13 protein-coding genes are annotated in these 13916 nt (G+C 70.4%); 7 read left to right on the forward strand and 6 right to left on the reverse strand.

Annotation, left to right across the window (positions count from 1 at the left end; genetic code table 11):
• Positions 1 to 153 precede the first annotated feature (153 nt).
• From A6P39_RS17055 to A6P39_RS17075, 5 genes are all read left to right on the forward strand, one after another.
• Positions 154 to 1089, forward strand: a complete 936-nt coding sequence (locus A6P39_RS17055; RefSeq protein ID WP_067047453.1) for an SPFH domain-containing protein — start codon at positions 154 to 156, stop codon at positions 1087 to 1089.
• The gene (locus A6P39_RS17060) at positions 1086 to 1319 is read left to right on the forward strand and encodes a hypothetical protein (protein ID WP_107304379.1); all 234 of its coding nucleotides are present in this window, start codon (positions 1086 to 1088) and stop codon (positions 1317 to 1319) included. Before A6P39_RS17055 ends, A6P39_RS17060 begins: the two co-directional genes overlap by 4 nt.
• Before the next feature lie 94 nt (positions 1320 to 1413).
• Positions 1414 to 1938 (forward strand): PadR family transcriptional regulator, encoded by a 525-nt coding sequence (locus A6P39_RS17065; RefSeq protein ID WP_067047459.1) that lies wholly within the window; start codon positions 1414 to 1416, stop codon positions 1936 to 1938.
• The gene (locus A6P39_RS17070) at positions 1935 to 2624 is read left to right on the forward strand and encodes an ABC transporter ATP-binding protein (RefSeq protein WP_067047462.1); all 690 of its coding nucleotides are present in this window, start codon (positions 1935 to 1937) and stop codon (positions 2622 to 2624) included. Before A6P39_RS17065 ends, A6P39_RS17070 begins: the two co-directional genes overlap by 4 nt.
• The gene (locus tag A6P39_RS17075) at positions 2621 to 4957 is read left to right on the forward strand and encodes an ABC transporter permease (RefSeq protein ID WP_067047465.1); all 2337 of its coding nucleotides are present in this window, start codon (positions 2621 to 2623) and stop codon (positions 4955 to 4957) included. The genes A6P39_RS17070 and A6P39_RS17075 overlap by 4 nt, the downstream gene beginning before the upstream one ends.
• A 51-nt stretch (positions 4958 to 5008) precedes the next feature.
• Here the strand turns inward: A6P39_RS17075 and A6P39_RS17080 are convergent, their stop codons facing one another.
• Positions 5009 to 5953, reverse strand: a complete 945-nt coding sequence (locus tag A6P39_RS17080; protein ID WP_067047467.1) for a LysR substrate-binding domain-containing protein — start codon at positions 5951 to 5953, stop codon at positions 5009 to 5011.
• A 136-nt stretch (positions 5954 to 6089) separates the two neighbouring features.
• Here A6P39_RS17080 and A6P39_RS17085 point away from each other — a divergent pair, with 136 nt between their 5' ends.
• Complete coding sequence (locus A6P39_RS17085) at positions 6090 to 6644, forward strand: peroxiredoxin (RefSeq protein ID WP_067047469.1); 555 nt, start codon at positions 6090 to 6092, stop codon at positions 6642 to 6644.
• 3 nt (positions 6645 to 6647) lie between these two features.
• Positions 6648 to 7181 (forward strand): alkyl hydroperoxide reductase, encoded by a 534-nt coding sequence (locus A6P39_RS17090; RefSeq protein ID WP_067047472.1) that lies wholly within the window; start codon positions 6648 to 6650, stop codon positions 7179 to 7181.
• A gap of 21 nt (positions 7182 to 7202) precedes the next feature.
• Here the strand turns inward: A6P39_RS17090 and A6P39_RS17095 are convergent, their stop codons facing one another.
• The 5 genes from A6P39_RS17095 to A6P39_RS17115 all read right to left on the reverse strand — a co-directional run bounded on the left by A6P39_RS17095 (position 7203) and on the right by A6P39_RS17115 (position 13834).
• Positions 7203 to 8597: an AI-2E family transporter gene (locus A6P39_RS17095; protein ID WP_067047474.1), complete on the reverse strand. Its 1395-nt coding sequence runs from the start codon at positions 8595 to 8597 to the stop codon at positions 7203 to 7205.
• Positions 8598 to 8738: 141 nt separating this feature from the next.
• Positions 8739 to 9443 (reverse strand): transglycosylase SLT domain-containing protein, encoded by a 705-nt coding sequence (locus A6P39_RS17100; RefSeq protein ID WP_275883868.1) that lies wholly within the window; start codon positions 9441 to 9443, stop codon positions 8739 to 8741.
• 406 nt (positions 9444 to 9849) lie between these two features.
• Entirely contained in the window at positions 9850 to 11175 is a 1326-nt protein-coding gene (locus A6P39_RS17105; RefSeq protein ID WP_067042012.1) for a PhoH family protein, read from the reverse strand.
• A 373-nt stretch (positions 11176 to 11548) separates the two neighbouring features.
• Positions 11549 to 12322 (reverse strand): isoprenyl transferase, encoded by a 774-nt coding sequence (locus tag A6P39_RS17110; RefSeq protein ID WP_067042010.1) that lies wholly within the window; start codon positions 12320 to 12322, stop codon positions 11549 to 11551.
• Between the two features lie 726 nt (positions 12323 to 13048).
• Entirely contained in the window at positions 13049 to 13834 is a 786-nt protein-coding gene (locus A6P39_RS17115; RefSeq protein WP_067042008.1) for a methyltransferase domain-containing protein, read from the reverse strand.
• Between the last annotated feature and the right edge of the window lie 82 nt (positions 13835 to 13916).

A 13916-nucleotide genomic window follows, 5' to 3' on the forward strand; every position in this document is an offset into this window, starting at 1 on the left:
TCTTTTACGGACGTGACAATCAGCACCCGTCCCAAGGGAACCGACGGGTAACGAGGCCACAGGGTTGCTTCCGCCGCGAAAAGTGATATCACTTAGATAGACCCAAGCTAAGCGTTACCCACAGCTCAGCGTTACCAGAACGGGGGACCCTCCATGTCCACGACCGACCCGGCCGTCGCCGTCGACGTACCCGAGATGCCCGCGCCACGCGTGCGGGAGTTCACCGCGCACAGCATCGGCGGCGGACTCGCCCTGCTGCTCGGCCTGCTCGGGCTCGGCGCGACCGCCGCGCTGCTCGCCACCGCCTCGGCCGTCTCGGCCGCCGGCGCCAAGGCCGGGCTCATCGTCGCCGGGATCATCGTCTTCCTCGCCGCGGTCATCTCGCTGCGCGGCCTGAACACGGTCGCGCCCGGCGAGGCCCGGGTGGTCCAGCTCTTCGGGCGCTACCGGGGCACGATCCGGCAGGACGGACTGCGCTGGGTGAACCCCTTCACCTCGCGGACCCGTATCTCCACCCGGGTGCGCAACCACGAGACGGCCGTACTGAAGGTCAACGACGCCTACGGCAACCCGATCGAGCTGGCGGCCGTCGTGGTCTGGAAGGTCCAGGACACCGCACAGGCCACGTTCGAGGTGGACGACTTCGCGGAGTTCGTCGCCACGCAGACCGAGACGGCCGTGCGGCACATCGCGATCGAGTACCCCTACGACGCCCACGACGAGGACGGCCTGTCGCTGCGCGGCAACGCCGAGGAGATCACCGAGAAGCTGGCCGTCGAACTCCAGGTGCGGGTGGAGGCGGCCGGAGTCGAGATCATCGAGTCCCGCTTCACGCATCTCGCGTACGCTCCCGAGATCGCCTCGGCGATGCTGCAGCGCCAGCAGGCCGGTGCGGTCGTGGCCGCACGGCGGCAGATCGTGGACGGCGCGGTCGGCATGGTCGAGGCGGCGCTCGCCCGCATCGCGGAGGCGGACATCGTGGAACTGGACGAGGAGCGGAAGGCGGCGATGGTGTCCAACCTGATGGTCGTGCTGTGCGGGGACCGTGCCCCGCAGCCGGTCCTCAACACCGGGTCCCTCTACCAGTGACGGACTCCCCGGAGAGCCCGAAGCAACGGCCGCAGCAGCGCAAGCAGGTGCTGCTGCGGCTGGACCCGTCGGTGTACGAGGCACTGGCCCGCTGGGCCGGGGACGAACTGCGCTCGGCCAACGCGCAGATCGAGTTCCTGCTGCGCCGCGCCCTCGCGGAGGCGGGCCGGCTGCCGAAGGAGACCGGACCGATGCCGCGCAGAGGCAGGCCACCCGTTTCGGAACCGTGACATTCGGCTCCCACCTGCACCGCCGTACCCGGCGCCATGATCTGTACACCCTGCGTATACATACCGCGTATACACCGTGTGTAGAGTGCTTCTCATGTCCATCGGTCACACCCTCCTAGGGCTCCTGGAGTCCGGCCCGCGCCATGGCTACGACCTGAAGCGGGCCTTCGACGAGAAGTTCGGTCACGACCGGCCGCTGCACTACGGCCAGGTCTACTCCACGATGTCGAGGCTGCTGAAGCACGGCCTCGTGGAAGTCGACGGGATCGAGGCGGGCGGCGGCCCCGAGCGCAAGCGGTACGCCATCACCGACGCCGGCATCACCGACGTCGAGCGCTGGCTCGCGACCCCGGAGAAGCCGGAGGAGTACCTCCAGTCGACCCTGTACACCAAGGTCGTCCTCGCGCTGCTGACCCACCGCGACGCGGCCGACATCCTCGACGCCCAGCGCGCCGAGCACCTGCGCAGCATGCGGATCCTGACCGACCGCAAGCGCAAGGGCGACCTCACGGACCAGCTGATCTGCGACCACGCGCTGTTCCACCTGGAGGCCGACCTGCGCTGGCTGGAGCTGACGGCCGCCCGCCTGGACAAGCTCCGTGCGGCGGTGGCCCGATGACCGCACCCGCGGGCTCCCTGCTCGCCGCCGAGAACCTGCGCAAGGCCTACGGCCCCACGCTCGCGCTCGACGGCGCCGAGTTCTCCATCCACCCCGGCGAGGTCGTCGCCGTCATGGGCCCCTCCGGCTCCGGCAAGTCGACGCTGCTGCACTGCCTCGCCGGCATCGTCCCGCCGGACTCCGGCTCCATCGTCTACGACGGCCGCGAGCTGGCCGGCATGAGCGACGCCGAGCGCAGCGCCCTCAGGCGTTCCGAGTTCGGGTTCGTCTTCCAGTTCGGCCAGCTGGTGCCCGAGTTGACCTGCGTGGAGAACGTGGCCCTCCCGCTGCGGCTGAACGGCACCTCGCGCAAGCAGGCCGAGCGGGCCGCGCTCGGCTGGATGGAGCGCCTGGAGGTGGACGACCTCAAGGGCAAGCGGCCCGGCGAGGTCTCCGGCGGCCAGGGCCAGCGCGTCGCGGTGGCGCGGGCACTGGTCACCGAGCCCCGGGTGGTCTTCGCCGACGAGCCGACCGGCGCGCTGGACTCCCTCAACGGCGAGCGCGTGATGGAGCTGCTGACCGACGCGGCCCGCTCCGCCAACTCGGCCGTCGTCCTCGTCACGCACGAGGCCCGGGTGGCCGCCTACTCCGACCGCGAGATCGTCGTACGCGACGGCAGGTCCCGGGACATGGAGCGGATCGCATGAACGTCCGTCAATGGGGGCGGGATCTGGGCCTGGGGATCAAGTTCGCCTTCACGGGCGGGCGCGAGGGCTGGGTCCGGGTGCTGCTGACGGCGGTCGGGGTCGGGCTCGGCGTGGCCGTGCTGCTGCTGACGGCCGCGATCCCCAGCGCGCTGACGGCGCGGCACGCCCGCGACAACGCCCGCGAGGACTACACCTACGGCCCGAAGCGGCCGAAGGCCGTCAACACCCTGGTGATCTCCGACGCCGACACGACGTACCGCGGTGAGGACGTCCGCGGCCGGCTGGTGGAACCCGAGGGGCCGCGGGCGCCGGTCGCACCCGGCCTGTCGAAGTACCCCGCGCCGGGCGAGATGGTCGTCTCCCCCGCGCTGGAGAAGCTGCTCGGCTCCGGGGAAGGCAAGCTGCTGCGCGAGCGGCTGCCGTACCGGGTCGTCGGGACGATCGGCGAGAGCGGACTCATCGGCTCGCAGGAACTCGCCTACTACGCCGGTGCGAAGAACCTGGCCCCGCACATCAACGGCTGGCAGACGGCCCGGATCACCGAGTTCGGGCCGCAGCACAAGCCGACGTCGGACGGGCTGGACCCGGTCCTGATCCTGCTGATCCTGGTCGTCTTCGCGGTGCTGCTGACGCCGGTCGCCGTGTTCATCGGCGCGGCCGTGCGGTTCGGCGGCGAGCGGCGCGACCGCAGGCTGGCCGCGCTGCGGCTGGTGGGCTCCGACAGCCGGATGACCCGGCGGATCGCGGCGGGCGAGGCGCTCGCCGGATCACTGGTCGGTCTCGTCCTCGGCGCCGGGTTCTTCCTGCTGGGCCGGCAGCTCGCCGGCTCGGTCGAGATCATGAACATCAGTGTGTTCCCCGATTACCTCAGCCCCGCACCCGCGCTGGCCGCCCTGGTCACGGTCGCCGTACCGGCGGCGGCCGTGCTGGTCACACTGTTCGCGCTGCGCGGCGTGGTCATCGAGCCGCTGGGCGTGGTGCGTACGGCCAGGCCCGCGCGCCGCAGGCTGTGGTGGCGGCTGCTGCTGCCGGTGGGCGGTCTGGCGATGCTCGCCCCGATGATCGGCCAGGGCCGGCAGAACGGCGACTTCAACCCGTACCTGGTGATCGGCGGTGTCGTGCTGCTGCTCATCGGCGTGACCGCGCTGCTGCCGTGGATCGTCGAAGCCGTGGTGAATCGGCTCGGCGGCGGCGCGGTCTCCTGGCAACTGGCCGTTCGGCGGCTGCAGTTGAGCAGCGGCACGGCGGCCCGCATGGTGAACGGCATCGCGGTCGCGGTCGCCGGGGCGGTCGCGATGCAGATGCTGTTCGCGGGCGTCGAGGGTGACTACACCAAGGTCACCGGGCAGGACACCACCCGGGCGCAGATGCAGGTCAACCTGGAGCGAGGCGTGGAGTTCCTGCCGACCGTGGCCAGGTTCGCCGCCACCGAGGGGGTACGGAAGGCCACCGCGCTGGGCAGCACCGAACTGGGTGACCGGGACTGGAACCACGGCCCCGACACCACGGCCGGCCTGACCGTCGGCGACTGTGCCTCGCTGCGCGAGGTGGCCCGGCTGACGTCCTGCCGCGACGGTGACGTCTTCGTGGCGACGGGCGGGGACGCCGACGGCGACGTGACGAAGCTGGCGCGTCCGGGGCGCACGCTGCACATCGACACGAGTGACGGCAGGGGCAGCGGCCCGGACGTCACCTGGACGGTGCCGGGCGGTCTGAAGAAGGTCCGCGCGATCACCGGGCCGGCCGGGACCACGCAGAGCGGCCTGCTGATGACTCCGGGCGCCGCGCCCGACCGGGTGCGTCGTGCACTGAACGGAGCGGTGTACATCTCGCTCGACAGGTCGGTGCCCGACGTGCAGGAGTACGTCCGCAACACGGCCGCCGCCGTCGATCCGCTGGCGGACGTGATGCTGTGGTCGTCCACCGAGCAGGCGAAGAAGTTCACCTCCATCGGCACCGGTACGTCCGTCGGGGCCATCTGTGTGCTGGCGCTGATCGGCGCGAGCCTGCTGGTCTCCCAGCTGGAGCAGCTGCGCGAACGCCGCAAGCTGTTGTCGGCGCTGGTCGCCTTCGGCACCCGGCGCCGCACCCTGGGCCTGTCGGTGCTGTGGCAGACCGCGATCCCGGTCGCCCTCGGCCTGCTGCTCGCCTCGGCCGTGGGGCTGACGCTGGGCGCGGTGCTGCTGAAGATGACCGGGGCGACGGTCGGCGTGGACTGGCCGAGCTTCCTGGCGATGACCGGCGCCGGCGCGGCGGTGGTCCTCACCGTCACACTGCTGAGCCTGCCGCCGCTGCTGAGGCTGATGCGGCCGGAGGGCCTGCGCACGGAGTAGCCCGGCCCGGGAACCACCCTCGCCGGAACGTCCCGCAGTTCCCCGCGGCCGTCAGTCCAGCACCCGCACCGGCAGCGCGCTGAGCGCACCGCGCAGGGCCGCGGCCAGCGATTCGTACTCCGCGGAGCGCGCCGCGCCCGCCCGCATCGCGAAGGCGACCCGGCGGCTCGGGGCGGGCTCGGCGAAGGAACCGGTGAGGAGCTGGCTGCTGCGGGCGGTCTCCAGCCTCAGCGCCGTACGCGGCAGCAGGGTGCAGCCGAGGCCGCCCGCGACCAGCTGGACGAGGGTGGACAGGCCGGCGGCCGTGGTGGTGACCGGTGCGTCCTCGCGGCCGGCCTCCCGGCAGATGTCCAGGGCCTGGTCGCGCAGGCAGTGGCCCTCGTCCAGCAACAGCAGGTTCAGCTCCTTCAGCGCCTCGCGCGGGATGCCCTCGCGCCCGCCGAGCCAGTGGTCGAGCGGGGTGACGAGCACGAAGTCCTCGTCGAACAAAGGGAGTTCGACGACGCCCGGCACCCCGAGCGGCACGGCCAGCAACAGCAGGTCCAGGCGGCCGGAGTTCAGGCCCTCGAGCAGGCTGGCGGTCTGCTCCTCGTGCACCTGCAGGTCGAGCTGTGGGTAGCGCTCGTGCACGAGCCGCAGCACGGCGGGCAGGAGGTACGGCGCGACGGTCGGGATCACCCCGAGGCGCAGGACTCCCGTGAACGGCGCCCGGACCGCCTCGGCCTCCTCCAGCAGCGCGCCGACCGCCTCCAGCACGGCCTTCGCCCGCACCGCGAGGCGCTCGCCGGCGGGCGAGAGCAGCACCTTGCGCGTCGTACGCTCGAGGAGGGTCACCCCGAGGGTCTCCTCCAGTGCCGAGACCGCACCCGACAGGGCGGGCTGGCTCATCCCGATCGCGGCCGCCGCGTCCCTGAAGTGCAGATGCTCGGCGACGGCGGCGAAGGCACGCAGCTGGGCGAGGCTCGGCTGCTTCCGCTTGCCGTTACTGATGGTCACTGATAACTACCTCCGATCAACATGACCGAGTGTAGCTATTTCACTAATCAATGCACCCTGTGGCACGATCACCAGCGTCCAACCCCCAACGGGAAACTCCCTCAAAAGGGGAGTTTCTTCGCTGCAAGGAGAGCGTGTGCTCACTGTCGGTGACAAGTTCCCCGAGTTCGAACTGACCGCCTGCGTCTCGCTGGAGAAGGGCAAGGAGTTCGAGCAGATCCACCACAAGTCCTACGAGGGCAAGTGGCTGGTCGTCTTCGCGTGGCCGAAGGACTTCACCTTCGTCTGCCCGACCGAGATCGCCGCGTTCGGGAAGCTGAACGACGAGTTCGCCGACCGCGACGCCCAGATCCTCGGCTTCTCCGGTGACTCCGAGTTCGTCCACCACGCCTGGCGCAAGGACCACCCGGACCTGACCGACCTGCCGTTCCCGATGATGGCCGACTCCAAGCACGAGCTGATGCGCGACCTGGGCATCGAGGGCGAGGACGGCTTCGCGCAGCGCGCCGTCTTCATCGTCGACCCGAACCGCGAGATCCAGTTCACCATGGTCACCGCCGGTTCCGTGGGCCGTAACCCCAAGGAGGTCCTGCGGGTCCTGGACGCCCTGCAGACGGACGAGCTGTGCCCGTGCAACTGGACCAAGGGCGAGAACACCCTCGACCCGGTCGCGCTGCTGGCCGGTGAGTGACCCATGTCGCTCGACTCGCTGAAGTCCCGCGTCCCGGACTACGCCAAGGACCTGAAGCTCAACCTGGGCTCGGTCATCGGCAACTCCGACCTGCCCGCGCAGCAGCTGTGGGGCACGGTGCTGGCGACCGCCATCGCCTCCCGTTCCCCGATCGTGCTGCGTGAGCTGGAGCCGGAGGCGAAGGCGAACCTGACGCCCGAGGCGTACACGGCCGCCAAGTCGGCCGCCGCCGTCATGGCGATGAACAACGTCTTCTACCGCACGCGTCACCTGCTGTCGGACCACGAGTACGGCACCCTGCGCGCGGGCCTGCGGATGAACGTCATCGGCAACCCGGGCGTGGAGAAGGTCGACTTCGAGCTGTGGTCGTTCGCGGTCTCCGCGATCAACGGTTGTGGCATGTGCCTGGACTCGCACGAGCAGGTGCTGCGCAAGGCCGGCATGGAGCGTGACGTGATCCAGGAGGCGTTCAAGATCGCCTCCGTGGTGCAGGCCGTGGCCGTCACCCTCGAGGCAGAGGCCGTCCTGGCCGAGTAGGCCGCTTCCCGAAGACCCCGTTCACTCCGCGTGGACGGGGTCTTCGGCCGTCTCCGCCACCGGCTCGCCCTCGGGCTCCGCGGCGGCCTCCTGCTGTTGCTGGAGTTCCTGCGCGTACTGCCGCAGATATCCCACCACCGTGTTCGTCACCGCCACGAGCGGTACGGCCACCACCGCGCCGCCGATGCCGGCCACCATGCCGCCGGCCGCGACCGTGAGGACGACCGCCAGCGGGTGGACGCGCACCGCGCGGCCGAGGATGAACGGCTGCAGCACATGGCCCTCGATCTGCTGGACGGCGAGGACCACGACCAGTGTCATGACGGCCGTGAAGACGCCCTGGGTGACCAGCGCCACGATCACCGCGAGCGCGCCGGAGGCGACGGCGCCGACGAGCGGGATGAACGAGAACAGGAAGATGAAGACGGCCAGCGGGACGGCCATCGGCACGTTGAGGAAGTAGATGCCCATGCCGATGAAGGTGGCGTCTATGAGGGCGACCAGGACCGTGCCGCGGACGTACGCGGTCAGGGTGCGCCAGGCGCGCGGGCCTGCGCCGGCCACGCCCGGGCGGGCCGCGGCGGGCACCAGCTTCAGGAACCACTCCCAGATGCGCTTGCCGTCGTAGAGCAGGAACAGCGTCGAGAAGAACACCAGCAGGAGGCCGGTGAGGAAGTCGACGATGACCTGGACGCCCTCCAGACCGGCGGACGTTATCTGGTCGGTGTTGGCACCGATCGCCTCGCGCAGGTTCTTGGCGATCTGGTTGATCTGCTTGTCGGTGACGTGGAAGGGGCTCTTCAGCAGCCAGTTGCGCAGGTCGTCGATGCCTGACTGGATCTGGCTGGAGAGCGTGTCGATGTTCTCCATGACCTGCCAGGTCACGAACCAGCCCATCAGCCCTATGACGACGAAGCCGCTGATGGCGGTGAGCGCGGTGGCGAGGCCGCGCGGCACCCCGCGGCGGGTGAGCCGGGCGACGGTCGGCTGGAGCAGCGCGGTGACGAGCAGGGCGATGACGAAGGCGAAGACCACCAGCTGGACCGCGCTGATGACCTTCATCAGGATCCAGACCGTGCCGGCGAGGACCAGCAGCCGCCAGCCCGCCTCGGCCGCGACCCGTACACCCCAGGGCACGGCCTCGGCGGGGTCGGGGCGGGGACCGGCCGACGCCGGTGCGGTCCGGCGGGCGGGGGGCGCTGCCTTGGCCGCGGGGGCCGGTGCCTCGGGCGGGGCGGGGGCCGGTGCCTCGGTGGCGGGGGGCGGTGCCTTGGTGGCGGGGGCCGGGGCGGGAGGTTCGGGCGCGGCGAGCGGGTCGCTGTCCTGCTCCACCTCCGCGCGGCGCTCGTCCAGGCGCTCGCTCATCTCGGTGAGGCCGGCGCCCAGCCGGCCGAGCCACCCTGGCACTCGCGACATGATTCGTCCTCTTCCCCCGCGTCCCCGCGTGCTCGCCACCTCTCCTCCCCTGGAGGTATGCCGGGTACGACCGTACAGGGCGAAAGCCCCTCCCCTAAGGACGGGGAGGGGCTTCGCGAGGTTGAGAGCGGCGGCCCGGCGTCAGTAGTTGCCGTTCGCCTGCCAGTACGACCAGGCGTCACACGGACTGCCGTAACGCTGGTTCATGTAGTTCAGGCCCCACTTGATCTGGGTGGCCGGGTTGGTCCGCCAGTCGGCGCCCGCGGAGGCCATCTTGCCGGCGGGCAGGGCCTGCACGAGGCCGTAGGCGCCGGAGGCCGCGTTGACCGCCTGGTAGTTCCAGGTGGACTCGTGGTCCACGATGTTGCTGAAGCACTGGAACTGACCGGCCGGCACGATCTGCCGTGCGATGGCCTGGACCTGCGCCACCGTGTACGAGGACTGGACGGGGAAGCTGGCGTCGCTGCCGCTCGGGTCGGTGCTGCGGCTGGCCGCAGCCTTCGTCTCGGCGCGCTGCTTGGCTTCGTCCGCCGCCTTCTGGGCGGCTGCCTTCTTCGCGTACGCGGTCTCGGCGGCTGCCTTGCGGGCTGCTGCCTCGGCGTCCTTCTTGGCGCTCGCGTCCGCGGCGATGGCCTGTGCGTCGGCCTGCTGCGTCAGCGACGCGGACTGGACCTGCGCCTGCTGACCCGCGGGTATGTCTGCGAGGAGCGTGGTGTCGGCAGCCGTCGCCTCGGCGTCGTTGTTGTTCTGCGCGACGCTGCCCGAGGCAACTCCGACGACGCTTCCGACGGCGGTGACCGCGGTGGCCGAGGCCACTGCGAATCCCCGGACCGAAATCCGGCTCACACGTTTTCCTTCCAGCATCGCCCGCTTCGGTGACCCTGGCGGACGCAATCGTGCCCCTGGCACTGGCCTCCCAACTGCGGGGTCACGGGAGGCACGGGCCCGGTGGGCAACTCCCCCGAGGGGAGCGCCGCGTGGTGCTCGGGCGGCATACGACGAACTCTATGGAGTTGGTGGTGCTTCTGTGGTGCCGTACCGCTGGGGGTACAGGTGTGTCGTATGCGGGGCCTGACAGGACTGAGACTCTGCCGTAACCGGACGCCGGGTGGCAATTCTGTGTTGCGTGTGAAAGCTCACATCCCGTTTGGCCCAGGGGATTTCCGGAAAGCTCTACATGCCAAGGCGCCGCCCGGCTAGGCTCTTGGCCTTTGCCGGACGGCGCCAACGGGGCTGGATCAGCGCAGATTTATCATACGTGACCCTCTTCGAGCATTTCGGTCACAAGGGCGGCGATCTGGGACCTCTCGGACCGGGTCAGCGTGACGTGGGCGAAGAGCGGATGCCCCTTCAGTTTCTCCACGACGGCGACCACTCCGTCGTAGCGACCGACTCGCAGATTGTCCCTTTGCGCCACATCGTGGGTCAGAACGACCCGCGAATTGGCGCCGATCCGGGACAGAACGGTCAGCAGGACGTTCCGTTCGAGCGACTGTGCCTCGTCCACGATCACGAACGCGTCGTGCAGCGAGCGGCCCCGGATGTGGGTGAGCGGGAGCACCTCGAGCATGCCGCGCGCGGTGACCTCCTCGATGACCTCGCGGCTGGTGACCGCCGAGAGCGTGTCGAAGACGGCCTGCGCCCACGGGCTCATCTTCTCCGCCTCGGAGCCGGGCAGATAGCCCAACTCCTGCCCGCCGACGGCGTACAGCGGCCGGAAGACCATCACCTTCTGGTGCTGCCGGCGCTCCAGGACCGCCTCCAGGCCCGCGCACAGCGCCAGCGCCGACTTGCCGGTGCCGGCCCGGCCGCCCATCGAGACGATCCCGACGTCCGGGTCGAGCAGCAGGTCCAGCGCGATGCGCTGCTCGGCGCTGCGGCCCTTGATGCCGAACGCCTCCCGGTCGCCGCGCACCAGCCGGACGTTGCCCTCGGCGGTGACCCGGCCGAGGGCCTTGCCGCGCTCGGACTGGATGGTCAGGCCAGTGTGCACCGGAAGGCCGGAGACCTCCGGGACGTACACGTGCCCTTCCTCGAAGAGGATGTCCACCTGCTCGGCGGGCAGGGTGACTTCGCTCATCCCGGTCCAGCCGGAGTTCTCCGTGATGGCGAGTTCGGCGCGGTACTCCTCGGCGATCAGTCCGACCGAGGACGCCTTGATCCGCAGCGGCAGGTCCTTCGACACGACGGTGACGTCGTACCCCTCGGCCTGCAGGTTCCGGGCCACCGCGAGGATGCGGGAGTCGTTGTCCCCCAGGCGGTAGCCGGTGGGCAGCACGCTGGGGTCCGAGTGGTTGAGCTCGACACGGACGGTCCCGCCCAGCTCCCCGATCGGGATGGGGGCGTCGAGGCGACCGTTCTTCACCCGGTAGTCGTCCAGCAGGCGCAGGGCCTGGCGGGCGAAGTAGCCGAGTTCGGGATGGTGCCGCTTGGCCTCCAGCTCCGTGACCACGACGATCGGGAGCACGACCTCGTGCTCGTCGAAGCGGGTCAGGGCGTTCGGGTCGGCCAGCAGGACGCTGGTGTCGAGAACATAGGTGCGCCGGTCTGGCTTGTGGCGCTTTGTGCTGGTCACCACGGAAGGACGTACCCCCTCGGATGAGGTCGGGGAGCGACGAGGTGGAAGCAGGGCCGGGAGGATGGGGTTGACCAGGCCGGTCGGCGGCCCCCGCGCGCGGCGGGCCGAGAACCGGCCCTCCACGGCTGCTTCCGTGCAGTGACCGCACGGTCGGGCTGGTGCAAAGGGCCTCCCGGGCGGACGGCCCCGTGCCGCCCGCTGAGATCCGACGCCCGTGGTTCGGGTGTCGGCCTGTCTGGCTTATGCCCTCGAACATGCGCCGCCATGCAAATGCGGCCAACAGCGCGCCGGTGAACTCCTCGTTACGTCCTGCCGAACCGGGACATACGACGACGCCCCGTCACCGGGCGGCGACGGGGCGTGCGACGGGGGTTCAGCCGCCGTAGCGGCGGTGACGTGCGGCGTAGTCGCGCAGCGCGCGCAGGAAGTCGACCTTCCGGAACGCCGGCCAGAAGACCTCGCAGAAGTAGTACTCCGAGTGCGCGGTCTGCCAGAGCATGAATCCGGACAGCCGCTGTTCGCCGCTGGTGCGGATGACGAGGTCCGGGTCGGGCTGGGCGCTGGTGTAGAGGTGACGGCCGATCATGTCGATGTCGACGGATTCGGCGAGGTCCTCCATGGACACGCCCCGGTCGTGCGCGTCGAGCATCATGGAGCGCACGGCGTCGGCGATCTCCTGCCGGCCGCCGTAGCCGATGGCCACGTTGACGAGTATGCCGTCGACGTGGGCGGTGGCCTCCTCGGCCTCCTTCAGGGCGATCCGCATCTGGTGGGGCAGCAGGTCGGTCGCGCCGACGTGGTGCACACGCCAGCGGCCGTCGGCGGCGAGGGTGCGGACGACGTCCTCGATGATGCCGAGCAGGGGGACGAGTTCGTCCTGCGGGCGGTCGAAGTTGTCCGTGGACAGCAGCCACAGGGTGACGACCTCGACGTCCGTCTCGCTGCACCAGCCGAGGAACTCCTCGATCTTCTCGGCGCCGGCGCGGTGGCCGTGGACGGTGGTGGAGCCGGACGCCTTCGCCCAGCGGCGGTTGCCGTCCATGATCACGCCGATGTGCTTGGGCACCTGATCGTGGTCCAGGTGACCTTCCACCCGGCGTGCGTAGAGCCTGACGAGCAGGCTGCGCAGGTTGTCGCGCAGGTTCACGTGGCCCTCCGGGGGATTGGCGGGGGATGGCGAGTGCCGGAGCCGCTGAGCCTACCGTTGCTCGAGGCTTGCTATGGGTCCGGGGTTTGGGGGCTCGGGGGTTCGTGCGGGTTCGCCGCCGGGTGCGGTCCCGCGCCCCTACAGGTGGGGACGGCTGCCCTTCGCCGAGAGGTTCCGGGGTCCGGGCAGAAAAAACGGGCCGGTCCGTGGGGGGGAGACGGACCGGCCCGAGGGGGGGTTTCCACCATAACCCTTCGTAAGGGTTCGTGGGTGCATCGGCGTGCCACAACTACTCTCCGAAGTCACCCGGAGACGCCCCGGTGAGCGCGGAGGATTGGATTCAGGGGTGATGCATGGCCGGTTCACAGCCGAATCCCAGGGAAAACCGGCCGGATAGGTAAGGATTCGGAGGACTCCGGGTGATTTACCCCACCTTGTTGAGCTTTCGGCGATTCGCCCCGGGGGTCCCTCCGACGGACTACCCGACCGGCGAACGGTGACTTGACGGTTCCGCTACCGGGCCGCCCGGTGCCGAACAGGCTCACAGCACCGCGCAGCCCCCTCCACTGCGCGGTACCGGCCCGCGCAGCTTTGCTCACGCGAATTACCTTGGTCTGAACTTACGGGACGGGTGAGGCTGGTGTGAACCGGAGCCCATAACAATGTGGAAACTCCAGGTGAACCTCAGGCGAACAGAGCCCGCTTCTTCCCGGTTCGCCCGGTTGGTCAACGTGCCGGCTTGCGGACGTCGAAGAGGTGCCGGGCGCTGTGCGCCACGAAGGGCCCCTCCTTCTCGATCCGCTCGTGCAGCGCGCGGAGTTGGGGCTCGTACGCCTGCACCGTGAAGTCCGGGACCATCCAGACCACCTTGCGCAGGAAATGGACAACGGCGGCGATGTCGTGGAACTCCACCCGCAGCCGCTCCGCCCGCAGCCCGGCCACCTGAAGACCCGCCGCCTCGGCCTCGGCCCGCTCCCGCCCGGGGTCCCGGCCGGCGCGCACCTCGGCGGGCAGCGGCCCGAGGAAGTGCTCGACGAGTTCGAAGACGCTGGCCGGCCCGACGTGCTGGGCGAAGTACGCGCCGCCGGGCCGCAGTACCCGCGCGATCTCCCCCCAGCAGGGACGCACCGGATGCCGGCTGAGCACCAGGTCGAACGCCCCGTCGGAGAACGGCAGCGGCGCGTCGTCCGGTGCGGTGACGACCACGGCCCCGCGCGGCCGCAGCAGGGCGGTGGCCCTGGCCGCGTTCGGCGGCCAGCCCTCCGTCGCGGCGAGCAGCACCGGGCGGGCGGGCTCGGCCCTGCGCAGCGCGAAGTCCAGCACCTCGCCGCCACCGGTCTGGATGTCGAGCGCCGCGTGAGCCCGGGCCAGCCGCTCCCCCGCGGACACGGCGTACCCCCACGACGGCCGTTCCTCGGTGGCCCGCCCCTCGAACCACGAGAAGTCCCACCCCTCAGTCGGTACGGCGGCACCCTCGGCCACGAGGTCCTCGAAGGAACGGTTCCCTGCCATGCCCTCGATGTTCGCAGGACACGGCGGACGGGTCCTGTCATTTTCCGTCCGGCCGCGCGCTGTCCGTACGGCGTCCGACCCG

It is taken from the genome of Streptomyces sp. FXJ1.172, from assembly GCF_001636945.3.
In the GTDB taxonomy this organism is placed as follows: domain Bacteria; phylum Actinomycetota; class Actinomycetes; order Streptomycetales; family Streptomycetaceae; genus Streptomyces.

What these genes read in the sequence shown, in the direction of transcription:
- A6P39_RS17055 (WP_067047453.1), top strand. Translation starts at nt 154, where the DNA reads ATGTCCACGACCGACCCGGCCGTCGCCGTCGACGTACCCGAGATGCCC.
- A6P39_RS17065 (WP_067047459.1), top strand. Translation starts at nt 1,414, where the DNA reads ATGTCCATCGGTCACACCCTCCTAGGGCTCCTGGAGTCCGGCCCGCGC.
- A6P39_RS17070 (WP_067047462.1), top strand. Translation starts at nt 1,935, where the DNA reads ATGACCGCACCCGCGGGCTCCCTGCTCGCCGCCGAGAACCTGCGCAAG.
- A6P39_RS17075 (WP_067047465.1), top strand. Translation starts at nt 2,621, where the DNA reads ATGAACGTCCGTCAATGGGGGCGGGATCTGGGCCTGGGGATCAAGTTC.
- A6P39_RS17090 (WP_067047472.1), top strand. Translation starts at nt 6,648, where the DNA reads ATGTCGCTCGACTCGCTGAAGTCCCGCGTCCCGGACTACGCCAAGGAC.
- A6P39_RS17095 (WP_067047474.1), bottom strand. Translation starts at nt 8,597, where the DNA reads ATGTCGCGAGTGCCAGGGTGGCTCGGCCGGCTGGGCGCCGGCCTCACC.
- A6P39_RS17115 (WP_067042008.1), bottom strand. Translation starts at nt 13,834, where the DNA reads ATGGCAGGGAACCGTTCCTTCGAGGACCTCGTGGCCGAGGGTGCCGCC.